This is a genomic window from Yinghuangia seranimata (genome assembly GCF_029953285.1).
Taxonomy (GTDB): domain Bacteria; phylum Actinomycetota; class Actinomycetes; order Streptomycetales; family Streptomycetaceae; genus Yinghuangia; species Yinghuangia seranimata.
Genome location: NZ_JASAOI010000051.1, coordinates 93362 through 112356, shown reverse-complemented (window position 1 = coordinate 112356; position 18995 = coordinate 93362). Strand labels below are relative to the sequence as shown.

General features: G+C 71.1%; 11 protein-coding genes and 2 pseudogenes. 6 read left to right on the top strand and 7 right to left on the bottom strand.

Features of this window, described 5'->3' with window-relative positions; all coding sequences use genetic code 11:
- Positions 1 to 276: 276 nt before the first annotated feature.
- A complete protein-coding gene (locus tag QI554_RS30985) occupies positions 277 to 1059 on the bottom strand; it encodes a hypothetical protein (protein WP_281474589.1) in 783 nt (260 codons plus the stop codon).
- Between the two features lie 521 nt (positions 1060 to 1580).
- On the opposite strand from QI554_RS30985, the gene QI554_RS30980 reads away from it, so the two are divergent.
- The 5 genes and pseudogenes from QI554_RS30980 to QI554_RS30960 all read left to right on the top strand — a co-directional run bounded on the left by QI554_RS30980 (position 1581) and on the right by QI554_RS30960 (position 6477).
- Positions 1581 to 2219: a hypothetical protein gene (locus QI554_RS30980; protein WP_281474587.1), complete on the top strand. Its 639-nt coding sequence runs from the start codon at positions 1581 to 1583 to the stop codon at positions 2217 to 2219.
- Complete coding sequence (locus QI554_RS30975) at positions 2216 to 3136, top strand: TRM11 family SAM-dependent methyltransferase (RefSeq protein WP_281474585.1); 921 nt, start codon at positions 2216 to 2218, stop codon at positions 3134 to 3136. The genes QI554_RS30980 and QI554_RS30975 overlap by 4 nt, the downstream gene beginning before the upstream one ends.
- Positions 3133 to 3654: pseudogene (locus tag QI554_RS30970) on the top strand (DNA cytosine methyltransferase); the annotation flags it as partial. The gene QI554_RS30975 and the pseudogene QI554_RS30970, both read left to right, overlap by 4 nt.
- 567 nt (positions 3655 to 4221) lie before the next feature.
- Complete coding sequence (locus QI554_RS30965) at positions 4222 to 4941, top strand: hypothetical protein (protein WP_281474618.1); 720 nt, start codon at positions 4222 to 4224, stop codon at positions 4939 to 4941.
- A gap of 498 nt (positions 4942 to 5439) precedes the next feature.
- Complete coding sequence (locus QI554_RS30960) at positions 5440 to 6477, top strand: hypothetical protein (protein WP_281474584.1); 1038 nt, start codon at positions 5440 to 5442, stop codon at positions 6475 to 6477.
- A gap of 643 nt (positions 6478 to 7120) precedes the next feature.
- Here QI554_RS30960 and QI554_RS30955 read toward each other — a convergent pair.
- The 3 genes from QI554_RS30955 to QI554_RS30945 all read right to left on the bottom strand — a co-directional run bounded on the left by QI554_RS30955 (position 7121) and on the right by QI554_RS30945 (position 13494).
- Entirely contained in the window at positions 7121 to 9583 is a 2463-nt protein-coding gene (locus QI554_RS30955) for an outer membrane protein assembly factor BamB family protein (protein ID WP_281474583.1), read from the bottom strand.
- A gap of 857 nt (positions 9584 to 10440) precedes the next feature.
- A complete protein-coding gene (locus QI554_RS30950; protein WP_281474582.1) occupies positions 10441 to 11436 on the bottom strand; it encodes a PQQ-binding-like beta-propeller repeat protein in 996 nt (331 codons plus the stop codon).
- A gap of 789 nt (positions 11437 to 12225) precedes the next feature.
- The gene (locus QI554_RS30945) at positions 12226 to 13494 is read right to left on the bottom strand and encodes an outer membrane protein assembly factor BamB family protein (protein WP_281474580.1); all 1269 of its coding nucleotides are present in this window, start codon (positions 13492 to 13494) and stop codon (positions 12226 to 12228) included.
- A 166-nt stretch (positions 13495 to 13660) separates the two neighbouring features.
- Here QI554_RS30945 and QI554_RS30940 point away from each other — a divergent pair, with 166 nt between their 5' ends.
- The gene (locus QI554_RS30940; RefSeq protein ID WP_281474579.1) at positions 13661 to 16771 is read left to right on the top strand and encodes an AAA family ATPase; all 3111 of its coding nucleotides are present in this window, start codon (positions 13661 to 13663) and stop codon (positions 16769 to 16771) included.
- 64 nt (positions 16772 to 16835) lie between these two features.
- On the opposite strand, the pseudogene QI554_RS30935 reads toward QI554_RS30940, so the two are convergent.
- The 3 genes and pseudogenes from QI554_RS30935 to QI554_RS30925 form a co-directional block, all read right to left on the bottom strand.
- Positions 16836 to 17932, bottom strand: a pseudogene (locus tag QI554_RS30935) (integrase core domain-containing protein).
- Positions 17933 to 18013: 81 nt separating this feature from the next.
- Positions 18014 to 18193 carry a hypothetical protein gene (locus QI554_RS30930; RefSeq protein ID WP_281474578.1) on the bottom strand — a complete coding sequence of 60 codons (180 nt, stop codon included), beginning with the start codon at positions 18191 to 18193 and terminating at the stop codon, positions 18014 to 18016.
- A 46-nt stretch (positions 18194 to 18239) separates the two neighbouring features.
- Positions 18240 to 18953 carry a hypothetical protein gene (locus QI554_RS30925; RefSeq protein ID WP_281474577.1) on the bottom strand — a complete coding sequence of 238 codons (714 nt, stop codon included), beginning with the start codon at positions 18951 to 18953 and terminating at the stop codon, positions 18240 to 18242.
- Positions 18954 to 18995 lie beyond the last annotated feature (42 nt).

Sequence of the window (18995 nt, the reverse complement as noted above, 5' to 3'; positions counted from 1 at the left end):
GGTGCAGGGCTCGTCGGTGCCGGATCCCGTCTCGGGTCGGGGGCGGGGCCTCGGGCGCCGGACCTCCATTCGCGAGGTGCGGCGGCCTGGCTGGGCTCGGGTGTCAGCGCGAGCCGGACACCCGCCCCCGGCCGAGCCGTGAAGGCCCGGCACCGACAGGCGACCGGCCGCGGGGCGGGAGCCTCGGGCAGGGCCGGTCACCTGTTACGGAGGATTTCCGTGCCGGAAACGACAGGCGGGCCGCCAATTCCTCGGGCCAGTCGCCGACTTGATTGGTCAGACGCGGTGGCCGCGCAGCGCGTCGGCCAGGCGTTCCTCTGCACGTCGCCGGCGTCGCTGCAGCATCCTGGGCGTCGTCCCGGACACCGAGGCCAATTGCGCACAGGAGTCCGAGCCGAGCCGGGTGGTGCCGATCAACTCGCCCTCGGCTTCGTCGAGGACCCCGGCGCGGACCGCACGGGCCAGGACCAGGTCGGGATGCCCCACGGGCGCTGCGCCCGCGAGTGTCCCTGAGCTTACGCTGCCACCAGCGAACGCGTCGGTCTGGCCGAGGCGTTCGGCGACGGCACGGGCCCGGTGCCGGTACGCCCAGGCATGGCCCGCCCGGTCGGCGACGCGCAGCAGGCTGCGCGCGACCTGCGGCGCATCGGCGTCGACGGCGTGCAGCGCGGCCAGGAACGCGGCCAGGAGTTCCTGCTGGACGTCGTCGCGGTCGTCCGCCGCGAGGCGCCCGAAGCGGCGCTCGATGCGGCGCAGACCCGGCAGTGCCAGCCCGGCCGCGGCCACCCCCCACACCGTCCGTCCCGCGCGCACCTGCCGCAGGATCTCGGCCCACACACGGTCCGCCCACTCAGCCGGCGTCTCCGCCCGCCCCGGTAGCAGTCCCCGCGCTGCCAGCACCCCGAGCGGCATGTTCGTGCCGTCCACGACGAGGACGAGCGGCACGGGATCGGCGGCCAGCGCCGTGAACGCGGCTTCCACATGCGCGAACGGCGGCCAGGGCGCCACCCCGTCCCAGACGGACAGCTGCGATGAAGTGTCAGGCACGGCAGAGGGCATGACCGGGACTCCTCCCACGAGCAGCGGATCGGAGTCCCAGGCGGCCACCTGCCCCCGCCACCGCCTCGCCGGTCCCCGCCCACAACCTCGCCGGCCCCTCGCCCCTCGCTTGCCCTGCCCTCGCACGTGGCTCGCCCGTTCCGTGCATCCGCGCCCGTCGCACCGTTCGTCGGCCAGGCCGGTGACCGGCCAGCCCGGGCCCCTGCCGTCCGGCTCGTCGGCGAGCCGTCCCCACCGTCTGTGCCGCTCGCCTGGCAGGGGCCGGTGACACGACGGAGCATGAAATCCGGTCGGGTTCGCCGGGCGACGCCTCCCGCGCCCGTCGGTTAGCGGACCGCGCTGGCGCAGCCGGGCCGCGCCCGGACGGGACCTGTGGCGGCGCTTCAGGCCGTGTCACCACGGCGGCCGGATTCCGTGGTCGCGCGCTCATTCGTGCGGTGCCCCGTGTCGTTTCCGGTCCGCGGATTCTCCGTAACGGGCGTCAGCGCGAAACCGGACGGCCCTCTGGTGCCGACCCGCTCATGCCCCACCCCACCGCCACTCCCGACCCGCCCGAGCCCGACGACCGGCTTGATGTGCCCGTCACCGTCTGGCTCGCCCCCCGCCCCGGCCACAGCAGCCGGACCAGGCAACCCGCTGTCGCACGCGACGCGTTCGCGTTGCCGAGCTGGGTCCTGACCCGCCTCGCCGACCTCTACACCACCCCCCTCGCCGGCCCTCACGCGCAGCTGCGGCTGTGGCGCCCGCCCAATGCCGGGCCCCTGGTCCCGCCTCGCTGGAGCGGCCTGGCGGCCGGGATCGTCGTCGACCTGACCACCGCCGGCCTCCCGGCGGACACCCACGCAGTGGCCGTGCTCCACGCCGCCGCCGAGAACCTCACGCCCGGCGGGTACGTGTTCGCGGTCACCGCCTACGACCCCGACGGCGCCGAGGAAGTGTGCGGGCCGCTGGTCCGCGCTGCCGTTGCCCTCGGACTCGCCTACGTGCAGCACCTGATCGCGGTCAACGGCCACGCCGACGGTGACCGCATCGTCCCCCACCCCGGCGACGCCCCGCCCACCACAGGCCGCACCGGCCGACCCGTGCACGTGCCGGTCCACACCGACCTGCTCGTCTTCCGCACGCCCCTGCCCGACACACCGTCAGGAACAGGCCGGTGACGGGGCGTCCGGCCGGCGGTCGTTGGTCGGTGTGGGCGACCGCGCAGCAGTCGTCTGCCGCGCAGCGCCGCGGCCGGTACACCCCCGGATCGATGGCCCACCCCGCCAAGATGCTCCCCGCGATCGCCGCCCACGCCGTCGACGCCTACACCCGCCCCGGTGACCGGGTCCTGGACCCGATGTGCGGCACGGGCACGACCCTCGTCGAAGCCGCCCACGCCGGCCGCCACGCCCTCGGTGTGGAGTACGAGGCCCGGTGGGCGCAGGTTGCCCGCGCGAACCTCGCCCTCGCCGGCCGCCAAGGAGCGCTCGGCAGCGGCCGGGTGCTGGTCGGTGACGCCCGCCACCTCGCCGAGGTGATCCCCCCGGAACTCCACGGCCTGTTCGCGCTAGTGGTCACCTCGCCGCCGTACGGGGCGTCCGTCCACGGACGGGTCACCTCCACCCGAGACAGCGGGGAGGCCGGGGTGCACAAGTTCGACTGGACCTACGGCACCGACAAGGCCAACCTCGCCCACCAGCCCCTCGCACGGCTGCTGGACGGATTCACCGCGATCCTCGCCGGATGCGCCGCCGTCCTGCGGCCCGGAGGCCGGGTCGTGGTGACCACCCGGCCGTGGCGTCGCGGCGGCGAACTGGTCGACCTGCCCGGCATGGTCGCCGCCCGCGGCCCCGACGCGGGACTCGAGTTCGAGGAACGGTGCGTCGCCCTCCTCGCCGGCATCCGCGACAGCCGACTCGTTGCCCGCCCGTCGTTCTTCGCCCTGCACAACGCCCGGAAAGCCCGCGACGCCGGACAACCCCAGGCCCTCATTACACACGAAGACGTCCTCGTCTTCCGCCGCCCGCAGAAGCCCGGAAGTTCCCGCGAATCCCAGGGTGTTCAGCGCGTACTCAGTCGGGCGGCACCGCGATGAACGCCCGCACCGCGCGGCGCCTGGTGCGCCGCACCGACCGGCCGCTCCAAGTCGGCTCGCTCTGCACCGGGTACGGGGGCCTGGACCTCGCGGTCGCCGCACTGTTCCCGACCGCGACATGGGCCTGGTGCGCCGACGACGACAAGCACATCGCCGCCGTGATCGCCGCACGCTTCCCCGGAGTTCCGAACCTCGGCGACATCCGCGCCGTCGACTGGCAGCACCTCGCCGCCACGGCCCCGGTCGACATCCTCACCGCGGGGTTCCCCTGCCAGGACATCTCACTCGCCGGATCACGGGAAGGGATCGAACGTGGAAACCGCAGCGGACTGTGGTTCGCCGTCCTGGACGCCGTTCGCCAGCTTCGACCCGGGCTCCTCGTCGTGGAGAACGTCGCAGCACTCCGACGACGGGGACTCGACACCGTCCTCGCCGGACTGGCCCAAGCGCGGTATGACGCGCAGTGGACGAGCGTACGCGCGAGCGACATCGGGGCGCCGCACCGCCGCGACCGGATGTTCCTGTGCGCGTGGCCCGGACCGCACCTGCCGCAGGCTGCCGACGCCGCTTGCCCGGGACGCGTTCGGGCCGGGACTGCGCGAGGACCTGCCTACCGTCATCACCGCGATCGCCTCCGGTCACGTCACTGCACCGCCGGCGCGCACCCGCACCTGCCCCACCGGGAGGCAACCCTTTCGCACGGAACCTGCTGCTCACCCCGACGGCGAACCTCGGCGTGTGCGGCGGCAGCCAGCCACCCGCCAAACGCCGCACCGCCGGCCACGGACCGAACCTGGCCGACCAGCTCGAACACTGGGACCCCACACCCCACCCGAACGACTGACCGGCGAGCCCCCCGGACAGACCCGCACGCCGCCACCACACACGATCGGCGCGGCAATCCCCGCACGCCGTCACGACACCGAATCCGGGCCCACACGCCGGGAGACTCGGCCTGCCCTGCTGCCAACACCCACCGCGAGCGAGGCCGCCAAGGGCTCACCACGCCAACGCGGCGGCCTGTACTCGGCGCTGACCCCCGAACCCCCGAAACCCCGCACACGCCATGCCACTCCGGCCAACCCATGTGGGACTGGGGCCCATACGACCAAGCCGTCACCCGCTGGACCACCCTCCTCGGCCGACAGCCGCCGCACCCCGTCCACCCCGGTCCCCGAGGCAAGCCCCGGCTCAACCCCGCCTTCGTCGAATGGATGATGGGCCTGCCCACCGACCCCGGCTGGGTCACCGGCGTCCCCGGCCTGCCGCGCACCGCACAACTGCGCGCCCTCGGCAACGGCGTCGTCCCCCGACAAGCACTCCACGCCATGCGTGAACTGGCGGCTGACACCGCTCGGTCCGGCGCGAGCAACCTCCTCACCTCGAACCTCGCGCGAGCACCGTGGCGCCACAGCCTCCGGGCCCGCCCCCACACCAGCCGGCCCCGGCCGCCGCCGCACGCCATCGAACTGCCCCACACCGCAGCACCACCGCGGACGCACCACCACCGCAGCACACCCTCACCCGAGAAAGGCACCACCATGACCCACACCGACGCCACCACCACCTGGACCGAGACCGACACCACCACCGCGGACGTCGCGGCGGTCGGCACCCACAGCCGCACGCCGCTGCTCCTCACCCCCGACGAGGCGGGCGCCCTCGTGCGCCGCAGCGGCGGCTGGATGCGCCGCAAGGCCGCCGCCGGCGACATCCCCTGCACCGTCCTCGGCCGGACCATCCTGTTCTCCGACACCGACCTCGGCGACCTCGTCGTCATGCACCACCGCCCCGCCAACCGCTGACCATCAAGCCGCGCTCGTGAACAGCCGCGCCCGGACCACGTCCGGGCGCGGCCGTTTCGTTCCTCCTTCTCCAAGGACGAACCGATGCCGGAAACCCCGCCCAAAAAATCGAACTACCCGACCACGACCCGGTACTGAACGAGGACACCGCCCGACTGCTGCTGCGCATGCTCACAGCCCTGCTGCCACAACCCGGCTCGCCTCCAGCGGACCCCACCCGGAGCCCAGCCGAAGAGGCGTTGCTGAGCTAACGGAGCTTGCAGCACCTGGAGAAGGGCTGGGCTCGTCCGGCGAGTCATCGCCTGGGTCTGACAGCGCCCGATGGCCGTTGTCCGGTCTCAAATAAGTCCGGGCAGCACGAGGCTGTGACCTGGGGTGCCCGGACTTGTCTGAGACGGCAACGACCGAAGCGTCTCAGTGAAGTCCGGGCAACTATTCATTCGTCATGTCGGGATGCGACGGGGGCCGACGCGGCTGCCGAACGTAGACTCGCGCGCCATGGAAGAGATCTTCAAGCTCGGCGACATCCGCTGCCCGTCCGGCAATCTTGTGGTGGTCGACGGTGGTCACCTGGGTGTCTGGAGCGGCGAACGCTCGCCGGCGGAGATCGACCCTGAGATCCTCGGCATCGACGACCCATCGCTGATCAGCGACGTCGCGAACGCGGTCGACTTCGCCGTTCTCGGCCTCGACGCCGAGGAGGCGGCCCGGTCCTTCGACCGCCAACCGGGCCTCATGATCTATGACATTCCGGCGTCCGGCGCTGACGGGATGCGGGCGGCTTTCGACGAGCACTGCCGAGCCGCCAGGCTCAACGCGTGGTTGGAACCGCTTGCTGACCGCGAAGCGCATGCCCAGCGAGTCCGCCGAATTGCGGCCGCTGGCAGCGGGGGCTTCTTCATGTTCGGGATCCCGGTCATCGCGATCGGCGGCATCCCGCGCGACCGCGACCTACCGGTATTCGCGTCCCGGGCGGATTTCGGCCCCGGGATCGGCGAGCGTTGGTCTCAGATCTCGGTCCAAATAGCCGACGTGCCGGTGGAGTCGTCGCGCCTGCTCGGGGAGATCCGAGTGGACTGGGCTCGCGTGCTCTTCGGCGACACCGACGCGCTCAACGCCTGGCAACACGATGAGCCGGTGGACGGCCTGGCGGACGTCGCGTTCTGGGGCGCTGCGGCCGATGAGGCAGCCTCCCGCTTTGGCGCCCCGGAACTCGGCGAGCCAGGCGAGGACGGCATCCGCGGCTGGAGCGGCCTCGCGCTTCCCGAAGCAATCGAGAAGGCCCGAACGCTGCTGCGCTGGAAGGAAGAAACAGGCCGCCGCCTGGCCGTGGACTTCCGACCGCACGCCCACCACTGGCAGGTCATGCGCCAAATCCGCGCTTCGGAACTGGAATCCGGGACCGTGGACTTGGGCGACGCCCGTGCGCTCTGCGCCATGACCAGTTGGGGCGACGGCTACTTCCCGGTGACAGCGGACATCGACTCGACTGGTGCGGTGGTGTCCGTTCGGGTCGACTTCTCCCCGGCACCGTGATGAGGGGCGGCGTGGGGAACCAGCTGTCGAAGCAACTGTGCCAGATGCTCGGCCCCATCAAGTGCCCGGACATGACTGAGACACCCGCCCATCTGCCCGAAGATCGTTGAGACTGCCCGGACTTAGCTGAGACCGGGCAGCCGTGCAGACGAGAGAGAAGGGGCTCTGGTCCACTTGTTTACGAGACGGCAGGGTAATGCCGGTTACCCTGCCGTTCCGGCGTGTTGCCCGGGTGCGGCGAAATCGGCGGCCGCCGCCAGCTCCTTCTACGCGCGCCGTCCGCCACCGCGCCGTGGAGGAGAGCCTTTTCGTGCAGGCGCGCGGAGCTCGGCAGGCACGGGCTTCCGTAGGCGGACCGTCAAAGCAAGTCCGCCCACCCGCACCGGACGGACGTGCCAGGACTCCTCGTGCTTCGTGCCTGCGCTCACGCTGCGGCGGTGCGGCGTCTTCTGGGCGTGCCGGTCGCGGTCCGGTGCTTGCTATGCCAACTCGACTGACTTTGGCGGAATTTGCTGGGCCAGGCCTGTGCATGTTGACCGCACTGCGCCAGGCCGCAGAGCCGAACCGGGGCATGCGTCCGTACGGCATGTCGTGACGTGCCCGGCCCCCTAGAGGATCCCGGCTAGCCTGGTCTCCGGCCCGTTTACGTTGCGGCGGTGGGCTTGGGAGACTTGGTCGAGGGGCCCTGCCCAGTGGCCGCGTCGATGGCGTATACCGCCAGGCCACTCGGTACGTACACCGAGCCGCCCGCCGCCGCGGGCTGGGGCATGGGCGTGGCAAAGGACCACTTCTTCTTGCCGGTTGCGGCATCCAAGGCATAGAGATTCTTGCGAGCACTGACGTACACCGAGCCGTCGACGACTGCAGGCGCCGTGACGAGGAGGTCATCGATCTCGGAGAACCAGCGCGAGGCCCCGGTAGCCGCGTCCAGAGCGTGGACTCCGCCTTTGCCGGGGACGTACACCACGCCGCCGACCGCGTTGGGGACCCACGCCGTGCCCCCGTCATAGGCGGCGTTGGCGATGGTCCACCTCTCCGCCCCGGTCGCGGCGTCCAAAGCATGCAGGTGCTCTCGGTCGGTTGCGTAGACCACACCGTCGACCACCGGCGTGCGGACGGCGAGTGTGCCGTGCGCGTTGAACGTCCACTTCACTTTCCCCGTCGCGGCGTCCAAGGCCAGCAGGACTCCGTCTCCCGCTGGCCCGACCCTAAGGTCGGTGAACGCGAAGGCCGGCGTGTATACGACCCCGGCCGCCGCGGAGGGCGAGTAGCTGTTCGCCCCCTCCCCCCACGTTCTCTGCCCAAGGCGTGGATCCGCTTGTTGTTCTGCGGGCCGGAACGACCATCGGTGCCGTCCCGTCGTGGCGTCCAGCGCGTGCAGTGTGGAGTTCTCGCTGTTGACGTACACCGCCCCGTCTGCCACTGCCGGCGAGCCGTTGATCGGGCGGTCGGCCGCGTACGACCACTTCTCCGTGCCTGTGGCCGCGTCCAGCGCGTACACACTCTTGTCCTTGCTGCCGACGTACACCGTGTCGCCGACGGCAGCCGGCGGGAGCTCGATGAAGTACCGGGCAGTGAAAGTCCACTTGGTCGCGCCGGTGGCGGCGTCCAGTGCGTAAAGGGTGCTCTGGAGGTTGCCCACGTACACCGTCCCGTTCAACACCGCCGGGCTCCCGAATTCGACAGGGCTCCCCGGGGCAGCACGCCAGACCGGCCCTACGGGCGGCGAAGATGCAGCAGGGGTGTTGTCGCCGTCGCGAAGCAGCGCGGCCGCCACGCTGCCGCCACCGACGGCGGCGGCTAGGCCCGCCCACAGCACCCAACGCCGGGTGGGCCGAGACGGCTGGTCCTCCGGCCGGTCGAAGTCGTCCAGGGCTCCCCACGGATCGTCGTCCGCGGTCCACCGGGGCGGCGTACGCGGCGCGGTGGCGGTGGGCGGTTGGGGCCGGCCCACCGGCGGTCCGGCGCCCCGGTCGCGCTCCGTTGCCGCGTCGTGGATGCCGGCGGCGGTGTCGGGGTCCTTCGCGCGGTCGCCGGCTCTCTCATCCCCGCGGGGTCCGCCACCGCTGGCGTCGGTGGACACAAGATCGACTGGTGGCACTGGGGGTGGCGCTTTAGGCCGGTCGGAGAACCCGGCTCCGACGGGTGTTATGGGCTCGGGTGCCGGTCGGGTGGGCGACTCCAAGAGACCAGCGGGCTCGGGTTCGGCGTCGAGGGCGGTGGTGGCGGCGCTCAGCAGGGCGTGGGTGACCGGGTTGGGGAGCCATCCGGTCGCGAGTCCGGTGCGGACCGCAGTGGCGGCGTCGGGGAGGCGTTCGAGGACCTGGTGCGGGGTGGGGCGGTCGCCGGGTTCCTGGCTGAGGCAGTCGCGCAGGAGGTCGGTGTAGGCGTCGGGGACGTCGGTCAGGTCGGCTCTGCCTTCGATGATGTTGGTGAACACGACCGTCCACGGGCCGGATCCGAAGGGCGCCCGTCCGGTGGCGGCGTAGGCGAGGACGCAGGCGTAGGAGAAGACGTCGGCGGCGGCGGTGACGTCGGGGGTGCGGAACTGCTCGGGTGCCATGAACGCCACGGTGCCGACGGTCTGGCTGGAGCCGGTCAGGGAGGTGGCTCCGGCGAGGGCGGCGATGCCGAAGTCGATGACGCGCGGGCCGTCGGCGGCGAGCATCACGTTGGCGGGCTTGATATCACGGTGCACCAGTCCGGCGGCGTGGATGTCGGCGAGCGCGACCGCCAGCCCGCCGGCGAGATGCAGCAGCGTGCGTTCGGGAAGCGGCCCGAAGGCGGTGACCGCCTCACTCAGGGACAGGCCAGGGACGTACGCGGTCGCCAGCCACGGTTCATGCGCGTCGGGATCGGCGTCCACCACCGGCGCGGTGAACCGCGGATCCACCTCGCGGGCGGCTTGCACCTCGCGCGCGAACCGGGCCCGGAGCCTGCCGTCGCCGTCGTCTGCCAGTACATCCGCGCGGATGGTCTTGACGGCCACCGCCCGCCCCGACGGACCGCGGCCGAGATAGACACGGCCCATCCCGCCGGCGCCCAGCCGCCCGACGATCCGGAACGGCCCGATACTGCGCGGATCTTGCGGATGCAGCTGCTGCACAGGCCCCCCACGCCCCAACCGTCAACAAGTCAAGCGTGCCAGAGATCGTGCGCTGGTCTCCGGCAAACAGTCCACCCGGACAGCGCTCAGACGCGCCGCATCAAGCCACGCTTCCTCGGAACACGGGCCGATGTTGCGGTGCCGCCCAGGTTGGTCCGGAGAATTCCATTCGCCCCATGCCGGGTTTACGGTGGTGCGTCCCAGGGAGGCCGGCTACGACGCGCGCACTAGTAGGGCTCTTCACCCGCGCCCCCACCCGGCACGCGGCTCCCTGACGACGGCCCCGCTCGCGTCCCCCGGTGAATTCCAACGGAGGCGTCGGCCGGCAGCGACCTCACAGCGCCTCTCACCCGCTCGGATGGACTTCTCGGCACCTACCGGGTGCCCGGTTCGGTGACGAACGCGGCGTACAGCCGCTTGAGCGTCACGGTATCGACGTGGAAGAAGTCGACGGCGAGGAGTGATTCGGCCGTGCCCGCAGGAATGTGCGCCAGGTGTCGTCGCGCCGGCCGGGCGGTGGAATCTGGCGGGCCCGCAGGATCCGGCGGATCGTGGACGCGGCGACGCGGGGGCCCAGACGCCGTAGTTCGCCCTGGATCCGCACGACGTCCCAGGTCCGGTTCTCGGTCGCGAACCGCACGGTCAAAGCGACCACAACGACCAGGTCAAACTGGCATCCCCGTTTACGACCACTACAGGGATCACGCTGCACCGGATGGGTCCGAAGGCCGACTGCGTCGGCCGGTTCCCCAAGGCCGGGCCGCTGCTGAGCCGCCGCGCCGACCTGGACATGATCGCCGAGCACGGGGACGAGCTGCTCCGGCTCGCCGCGCCGCCGTCCACGTCTGCGCGACACGTCACGCGGGATCGAAGACCCACCACGTGGTCGCGTCCGCGGGGGCACCGGTCACCAGGACATGCCCGTCCCGCGAGACCGCGCGAACGGGGGTCGAGCCGATCGCGGCGTCCTTTCCGGTGGTGAGGTCGATCGCGATGGGCGCGCGGTTCATACCGTAGACGAATCGCAGGCCCACGACGGGCTGTTGCACACCGCGTTCAGTGGTGTATCGCGTCCAGGAACGCGGACCCTTGTCCAAGTCCAAGGCATTGGGTACAGCGCCGGAGTAGGCGTCCAGCGTGAGGGAGCCGGAGGTGTCGGGACTCAGTTCGACCGCGGTGTTTCCGTCAGGGCCAAGGAGCAGTATGCCGCTGGACTCTCCTGCGGGCAGGTCGCGGATGTGGGCACCCGTGAGCGGGTCGTACACCGACATCATCGGGCCATTCGCCCAATGCACGAGCAGTTTCCCCTGGAGGTCGGCGGGCAGGGGACCCACCAGATTGCGCCCGTACGCGAATACCAGCGGGGCCAAGCTGGACGCGCCTGCGGGCTTCTGAAGGTCGTTGACCGTCCAGCGGGGCGTGCCTGTTGCCAGGTCGTAGCCGCGCGGCCCGTTGCCCGCGTCCTCGACGGCGACAGCGTCGCCGAGCACCACGGCCACGTCCGTGCAGCGGCCGATGGCCCTGCCTGGGCCGCAGATTGCCGGGTTGAGTGCGCCCGCTAGGCCGGACGGGGTGATCAGGTAGCCGTTGGTGTATCCCAGCGGGCCTTTGGCGGCCGGGTCGAGCTGGCCGGCCACCTCGCCGATCTTGCGCGCCTGGGCGTCGTACGCGGTGAACTTCGCTGTCTCCTGGGGGCCGGTATGTTCCGCGGTGACGATTGCCGGGTGGTCATGCCAATAGCCTCGGAACACGTTCGCATGGTCCGACAACGGCACCGAGCCGAGCACCTTGCCCGTGGCGGACTCGAAGAAGGTCAAGGACTGGCCCGGGTTGCCCGGCTCTTCCACGGCCACTGCAAAAGTGTTGTCCAGTTGGGCAACGTCTTGGACTGCGGCTGTTCCGCTACGTCCCCAGGCTGGTTGTGCGGCGGCACCGGGGACTTGTGCTGCGGTGAAGTCGGGCACCCTCTGCCCGGCCGCGTCGGCCGATGCAGGGCTGCTTTGCGCGCCCGACGGAGTGTTGGCCGTGTCGGACCCGCCGCCCCCGCACCCGACCAGCGCCATCGCGAGAACCGCAGCTCCGCATGCACCAATTCGTTGCGCCATCAAGCTATTTCCCCCGTCGAAGGTCGTGAATTCCGGAGCAAAATACATGTGTTGGTCGACTAGGTGATGCAGAGATCGCGCGCCTCAACCGGTATGGCGACCGATTTGGTAACCGGACACCGTGTTTCATAGGTGTCGCATGTGAAGCACCGTCAAGCTCGAGGCTCGGTGCAGGCATTCGCCGTTTCATGGGCCGGCGCAAACGGCACCTGCGTTTGCCCCGACCCATGACCGCTTCCCGACGTGAACCCCGAGCCGTACCAGCGCGCCGAAGCGCACGCCTGCCCGATGTCCACCCCGCCCCCGCGCCGGCGCAGAGCCGGTCGGGCACGTTCGCATCGACTACGCCCACGCCTCCGCCGCCCGCCAGTCACTCGGCACCCAGCTCGACTCCCTCGCAGGGGTCGGTGTTGTCCGGATCTTCTCCGAGAAGATCTCCACCCGCGCCACCCGCCGCCCCGAATTCGACAAGGCCGTTGCATTCACACGCGGATCATCAGACCTGGCGAATGCCCAGGACGATGTCCCCGTTTTCGACTAACCGGCGCCGTTCGTCGGGTGTTGGCTGGTGGCGGGTGCGTGGCCGTCGATGGCGGTGAGTTGGAAGGTGCCTGTCGGCGGGCGCAGGACCACGTAGACGGCGTTGCCGGCCGCGGCGAGCCCCGAGACCGGTTCGCCGGAAAGGGCGATCCTCCCCTTCACCGTGCCGTGGTCCGGGTCGATGACGAGCAGTGTTCGCGATCCGTTGCCGGCATAGACCGTGTCGCCGGCGCCGGCCGCGATGATCTCCGCCGCGTCGTGGGCAAAGCCGGTCACGTCTACCTTCCACCGGACCATGCCCGACACCGTGTCCAGGGCGTACAGCTTGTCGGATTGGCCGCCGCCGATGAACACGCTGCCGTTGCCGACCAGGGGTTGCTCCTTGCTCTCGGCGTGAAGCTTGGCGTGCCACTTCTCGGATCCGGTGCGGGCATCGAGGGCGTACACCCCGCTGCTGCCCGTGTTCACGTACAGGACGTCCTGCATCACGGACGGCGGCAGTTGAGGTTCGCTGTCGACCTTGCTCCGCCAGCGTTCCTGGAACGATGTGGCGTCGAACGCCACGACGCCGGTGGATTCGGCGCCGACGGCGATGATCAGGCCGTCGTGCCCGATCGGCGGGAAGTCGTAGGAATCGCCTTTTCCGAACGTTCCTTTGTCCTTGCCGGTCGCCAGGTCCACGGCTTGGAGTCCGCCGGGCGCCGTGCCGAACACCACGGTCTGGCCGATCACACCCGGTTGACCGATGCCCCCGTAGACCCCGGCCTCGTACTTCCAGCGGACCTCGCCCGTAGCGGTGTTCAGCGCGTACACAGCGTCGGTGTTGTTCACCACGAGGGTCCGGCCGGCGAGCACCGGCTTCGTTCCCGATCCGACGCCGGGCACCGACGCACTCCAGCGTACTTTGCCGCTGTCGGCCTCCATGGCGATGACGCGCCCCTGATGCCCGTCGAGTTCGTAGGCGACGTAGACGGCGCCGTCGCCCAGTACCGGGTCGGTCGGCCGAGAGCCGTCGATCGGGACGGTCCATGGTGTGACGTGCCCACCTCCGCCCGAACCGCCGCATCCGGTCATCCCGGTCACGGCCAGGAGCAGCACTGCGGCCACGGCCCCCCGGAAGGACCGGTGGGCCAGACGTCGGGTCCCCAATGCGTTCCCCCCTTGCTGTCGAGTGCGGATGCCTTCACGGCACGCGACTCGGCTGTCGAGTCGGTCCCTCCATGGTCGGCGGGCTGCGATTTGTCCGCGTGGACGCACGCGCAACATCGAATATTTCTCGGATAATTGGGCGCCCGAAGCGGCGTCGATGCGTGGCTGACACGGGGGATGGGCGATGGGAGAAGATTCGGGTGAGGTCGGCGGGCGGAATGCGGAGTCTCGGCGTCGGGGCAGGCCGCCCAAGGAGATCGAAGGGGACAGTCCTCGGCAGGAGTTGGCGCGCGCCCTGACCGCACTGCTGGCCGGCCGGGGCTTGACACGGGCCGCCCTGGCCGAGCGGCTCAACTACCGCAGCAGCACCGTTTCGGAGGTCTTCGCGGGGACGAAACTGCCGTCGCGCGCGCTCATGTCGGCGATCGTCGTGCAGCTTGGGGAAGATCCCGGAACATGGCTTGCGCGCTGGAACGCGGTCCGGGAGTTCGAGGAATCCGTGCGCGACGCCTCTCGTGCCGGCTTCCCGCGGCAGATGCGGCAGCGGGAGGCGGCGCAGGGCGTCCTGAGCGTGGTGGCCGCATCCGCCCTCGCGGTGTCCGGCCGGACACCGGTTGCCGCGTCCGGTTCAGGCCCGCACCGGGATCGGCCGGCCTGCCAGCTGCTGGAGCGCGACGCCGAGATCCGGCTGCTCCAGGACCTGGTGGACGGCGCAGAGGCCGGTCGCAGCGGCGTTCTTGTCGTCAAGGGCGAGCCTGGCATCGGGAAGTCCGCTCTCCTGGCTTCCCTGCGGCCGTCCGCGGGTGTGGCGCGGCTCGCGGTGCGCTGCGCGGAGAACGAAGCCGAGTTGGCCTTCTCGGCGCTCAGTGCGCTCCTCCAGCCCATCGTCCACCTCGTCCCCGGCCTCCCGGGGCCGCAGATGCGCGCGCTACAGGTTGCTCTCGCCTTGCGCGACCCGGACGCGGACGAGGCGGCGCCTCGGCAAATCGCCATCGGTCTGGGCACGTTGGGCCTGCTCGCCGCGGCGGCACCGGTTGTGGCGGTCGTGGACGACGCCCAGTGGATGGACGAGGCATCGGCGGCCGCGCTCTCCTTCGCCGCGCGCAGGATGGGGGCCGAGGGGGTCGCACTGCTGGTCGGCGTGCGGTCGAACGAGTCCTGCGCCATGGACCTGAGCGGATATCCGCACGTGTCGCTGACGGGGCTGTCGCCGGGCCCTGCGAAGGATCTAGTCGACCGAGTCCGCGGCGGCCGTTCCTCGAACGCTCCGTCACTGGAAAGGCTGCTGCGTTGGACAGGCGGCAACCCGCTTGCCCTGAGGGAGCTTTGCCGGTCCGAAACGCCGACGGATGCGACACACGGGGAGAGTTCTCCGCTGGCTCTGCCCGAGATGCTGGACGGCGTCTATCGGAAGCGTCTGGCGCCGCTGCCCGAAGGCACCCGCCGGGCTCTGCTGATCTGCGCCGCCAGCTATACCGGGGACATTGCCGAGATCGCCGCCGCTGTGGGGCCGGCCGCCCGGGTCGGCCTTGAAGTTGCCGAAACCGCGGGCCTCATCACCCTGTCCGACCGCACCGTGGACTTCGTGCATCCCTTGATCCGCTCAGCCGCCTACCACGCGTTCGCCCCTGCGGAGAGACGCAACGCCCATAAGCTGCTTGCTCGTTCCGTCGCGGAAGTCGGCACGGACCCGGATCATCAGGCGTGGCACATGGCGGAGGCCGCGTTCGGGCCCGACGAGCGGGTGGCCGTTGCCCTGGATGCCGTGGCCGAGCGGGCACGCCGACGCGGGGCCCTCGATGCCATCCGGCATGCGTATCACCGGGCCGCCGAGCTGACGCCGCGTCCGGAGGACCGGGCGAGGCGGCTCCTGCAGGCTGCGGTCGGCGCCAGGCTCGCCGGTCTTCCCGACGAAGCGCTGTCACTGCTTTCGCAGGCGCTCGACCTCACCCGCGATCCCCAACGGATCGGCGAGATCCAGCATGCACAGCATCAGATCCGGCAGATTCGGTCGGCACCGCGCGATGTGGTGGCCGAGTTGGCCCGGACGGCCGCCGCCCTCCGTTCCGAGGCCCCGCGCGCGGCCGCCGAGCTTCTCGCCACCGCGACCTCGGCGGCGGGCATGGGCGGTCAGATCTCCCAGGCCGTCGCCATGGCGGAGGAGGGCCACAAGCTCGCCTGCGCGGCGACGGGCTCGGGGACTCCCGCGACGACGGTGATGTACGCGTACGCCCTGCTGGCCTCAGGGCGTACCGCGGCAGCCTCGGACCTCCTTCGTGCGGGAAACGAGGCGTTGCTCGCCGCGGACCCGCTCGCGCAGGGCCCGGAGGTGTTCGGCTATGCCTGCCTGGTGCTCACCTTCCTCGACGAGTACACCGCCGCGGATCGCCTGGCGGCGCACGCCCTGGACCGGATCACCGCCGTCGGCGCGTTGGAGCAGTTGGCCGTCCTGGCCAGCGGCATCGCGGAGTTGCGCTTGCGGCAGGGCCGGTGGCGGGCGGCGTACGCGAGCGCGGCACGGTCGGCGGCGCTCGCCGACGCACTGGGGCAGTCGGCGATCACCGGCTATGCGCTCGCCACACTGACCCGCATCGAAGCCGCCCGGGGAAGTTGGCGGCGCTGCAAGGAGTACGCGGCGCGAGCCGAGTCCCTTCTGGAACCGGGCGGCTTCCACATCGTCGCCGCGTTCAACCGCTTGGGAGTCGCGCAGTCAGCGTTGGCCCACGGCCAAAACGCGTTAGCCGCCGCAGAGTTGGAGTCCATCGGCCGACGCGTCGACGAATCCGGTCTGCGTACCGCAGCGGTGATTCCCTGGCACGGCGACCTCGTGGAAGCGTTGCTGGGGGCCAACCGCCGCAAGGACGCCGCTCGGGCCGTCGACGCGCTGGCAGCGCTGGTCGACCCCGGCTCGCCGCCGACCTCACGCGCCACACTCGCGCGATGCCGGGGCCTGCTTGCCGAGGACGGCCGTTTGGCGCACGACCACTTTGCCGTGGCGCTGCACCTCCAGGCGCAGATCGCGGACCCGTACAGCCTGGCGCGGACCCACCTCGTCGTCGGTGAACGGTTCCTCCGCGACCAGAGGCGCGCGGACGCCGACCGGCATCTCACCGCGGCGTGCCGGCTCTTTCGGCGGGTCGGCGCCGAACCGTGGGCGCGCCGGGCCGAACGCAGGCTCGACGTGACCGATGCCAGGGGAGCCGAAGTCGATGGGTACAGCACCCTCACCGCACAGGAGGCGCAGGCGGCTGCGCTCTTCGCCGAAGGAGCGTCCGAACAGCAAACCGCGGACGGGCTGTTCGTCTCGGTGCCCACGGCCGAGGCTCATCTCGAGGCTGCGGCCGCCAAGTTGGCTCTGCCGTCGAGACACGATCTCACCCATTTCCTGACGTGACCAAAGGCGGCGGCGAACGGTTCGGGCGTGACCCTGTAGGTGCCGACAAATACGTCCATGCAGGTCACGCGGCATGTCGGTATTCGTGGAGGGTTCCGCCGAGCCGGTCGTGTCGGCGTATGTCGAGGTGCGCGATCCGGTCGGGTTCGGTGATCGGTTCGGGCAGCGCGCGCAGCGGCGCGGCCTGCAGGAGTGTTCGGTGCGGGCGGTGGTTGTTGTAGTGCTGTTCGAACTCGCGTAGCGCGTGGAGCAGGTGGCGTTGGTTTCAGATGGGCGTGTGGTCGAGGAATTCACGGCGGCAGGTGCGGACCCAGCGTTCCATGAGCGCGTTCATCCGCGGGGTGCGCACCGCGGTGAGAACGGCGCGGATGTCGGCGTCGATAGGACCTCGTCGAAGAGCACCGGGAACTTGCCGTCCCGGTCACGGATCAGGAACTTGACGGTGGCGCCGGCGTCTTCCAAATCCATGATCAGGCTGCGGGCGGCCTGGGTGACCCAGGCTGCGGCGGGGCGCGGTGTGGCGCCGAGGATGCGGACGCGGCGGGTGGCGTGTTCGATGACGGCGAGGATGTACTGGCGCTGCCCGGTCAGGGTGACGGTCTCGATGAAGTCGCAGGCGAGGATGGCGTCGGCCTGGGAGCGCAGGAAGTCGGTCCAGGTGGTGGCGCCGCGTCCGGGTGCGGGATCGACGCCCTCGGTCCGGAGGATCTCCCAGACGGTGGACGCGGCGACGCGGACGCCGAGCAGGGCGAGTTCGCCGTGGATGCGGCGGTAGCCCCACGACGGATTCTCGCGCGCGAGCCGCAGTACCGGGAGCCGGATGGAGCGGACGGTGGGCGGGCGTCCGGGGCGTTTCGGGCGGGATGCGGCCGCGTGGCGGCGGCGCATCAGGTCGCGGTGCCACCGCAGGACGGTGTCCGGTCGGACGGTCAGCCGCATGCTGCGTAGCGCCGCGCGCGGGAGCGGGTGGAGCAGGGCGGCGAGCCAGGCCCGGTCCGCGGCGGTGAACGGCGGACGCGTGTTCCCGAGCTGTCGTTCGAGGACGGTCAACTGATGCCGGAGCGCGAGGATTTCGGCGTCCTTGGCGCGGTCGCTCATCGGGAGCAGCCGCAGGGCGGCGAACGCGTTCGTGACGGCGGGGTAGGCCACGCGGAGAAGCACGGGTGATCATGCTGCCGCAGCGGTGATCCCGCCCCTGACGCGGACCGGTGGCACCGTCCGGTAGCAGCCCCTACAGGGTTCTCACCTGCGCGGACGAGTTTTCGGCACCCACACCGCCGTCGCGGCCCACTTGATCCGGTCCCGGCGGGGCATCCCTAGGAACCCGGCGACGAACCTGGCCGCGAGCAGGGCGACCAGGACCGCGACCGTGAGCCCGAGGACAGCGACGAACACAGACAGCGTGATGGCGTAGCGAGGCATGACGGACTCCAGCCGCGGACCGGACGCGGCAGCCGGAAAGCCGTTCCTACGCTGCGAATTCGTAGGCGGACGGGGCAGAGCCGGTCGTCACCACCACCACGTGCCGCGCCAAGGCCCGGGCAGGCGGCGCGTGTCGGGTCGCTGCGCCGGTGGGACGGCCAGCGCGAGGCGGGGTGTGAGAGAGGTGGTGCCGCGTACCCGCGCCGCGTACACGGATGGCTCGCTGCACGGCCCGGCGCACCCGCAGGACAAGCGTGTGCCACAGGCGCCGGGCCAGCCGGGACCGGCAGACGTCGAGGAACCGACGGAAGCTTGCGAGCACGACGGCGACGGGCGAGGACCTGAGCTCGGCCGCGAAGGCGCCGGCCAGAGCGTCGGGGCGCGGCGTGCGGTACGGCGCGGTCGGGGTCTTCATCAGGTGGACGTGGTGCAGCCGGCCGTCGCCGTACGCGAGGATCTCGAAGTTGCCCGAGCAGAGTGCGCCGGTGAAGCGATGGGTCTCCACGAACTGCCCCCGCACGAGCGACTCGACCTCGATCGACGTCGCCCCTCGGAAGACCTTGAACCACTTCGCGGCCACGGCCGCGCGACAGACGGGCCACCGCATGCCCACCCGCTCGACGACCAGCCGCAGATGCGGCACGTCGTGCTGCGCGTCCAGAGCACACGCGACAGGGGTGGGCTGCAGGCTGGGACAGGGGACGTCGGCGGAGGTGACGTCGGGCCGGTCGGGCCCCGCGTCTCTCGCCGGACAGAGCATCGCCGTCACGCACCCCGCGGCATCGGTGGACGCTGGCCTATC